This window comes from Bradyrhizobium sp. 147, assembly GCF_023073935.1.
Lineage (GTDB): Bacteria > Pseudomonadota > Alphaproteobacteria > Rhizobiales > Xanthobacteraceae > Bradyrhizobium.
Genome location: NZ_JADPKL010000084.1, coordinates 1 through 1,048, shown reverse-complemented (window position 1 = coordinate 1,048; position 1,048 = coordinate 1). Strand labels below are relative to the sequence as shown.

Sequence of the window (1,048 nt, the reverse complement as noted above, 5' to 3'; positions counted from 1 at the left end):
ACCCCGACGCTCGCATAGGGTCAGTAAGAGCAGTTCCGGCCACGTCGCGACGGAGCTATTACAACGAAATACTGCCGGCCTTTTTCAACGGAATCGGCCAAGAGAGTATTCCAGCCTTTTAAACCCGCAGGGCCGATTTCACTTGGGGGCACACCGCTCCCCCCGAGCAAGACTCCGACCAGCGTTGACAGAAGCAATGGCTTTGGAGGGGGCGCTTCAGCAATCTGCGGTTCGTCTTGCGGGCCATGTTTGGCTGACGATTTCGGGCGTCATAGCGCGCGCAAAGGTAAAATAGCGATCCCCGGTGAACCTCAATCAGCGATCAATCCTCCGCCGGAGACTCGATCGGTACGGCAAATCCGGCCTTTATGCGATCCAACACGACCATCGTCTTAAATCCCTTTATGTCAGGGTTCACGTAAAAAAACTTTCGGGTGAATTCCTCATAATCCTCCATGGTCCGAGCTGTAACGTATAGGACAAAGTCGGCATCGCCGGTGACATAGAAGCCGTTGACGACTTCGACTGACGATTTAACGGCCTTCTTGAATTTGTCGATTATGTCTGCGCGCTCGCGCTCCAGGCTCACAAGCACAAGCATTTGAATAGGTCTGCCTACTGCCTTCGGCGAAACGATTGAGATATCCGCCTCGATGATGCCTTCAGAACGGAGCCGCTTTAGTCGCCGTTGACACGCGGTCGCTGAAAGTCCAGCCAATTCGCCGACCTCCTCCGAAGTTACTCGGTTGTTTTTTTGGACGATCTCAAGGATTCGGGCATCGATCCGATCGTACCGCATAATCGGGCCCCAACCTTGAGGTGAATCTCACCGGTAAACGGCTTCGCACCGCAGGAAATCCTCAAGAGGCTAGCGCAGGTTCCGGGTTATTTTCAACTAAAGCGGGATGGGGTTTGGTTGAATCGATTTGGGATTCCCAAATCAGTTCGTTTCTGATTCACCATGCTGGCTGGGCGGGAGGCCAGCATGGATGGGCAAGCCTTATTCTCTGGATCTTCGCCAGCGTGTCGTGGCCGCGATTGAGGGCGG

The 1,048-nt window shown here is 54.3% G+C and carries 1 protein-coding gene; it reads right to left on the bottom strand.

All coding sequences use genetic code 11. The annotated features are described in order from the left end of the window. Positions 1–322: 322 nt before the first annotated feature. Positions 323–799: an Lrp/AsnC family transcriptional regulator gene (locus IVA87_RS19555; RefSeq protein ID WP_247334618.1), complete on the bottom strand. Its 477-nt coding sequence runs from the start codon at positions 797–799 to the stop codon at positions 323–325. Positions 800–1,048: the final 249 nt, after the last annotated feature.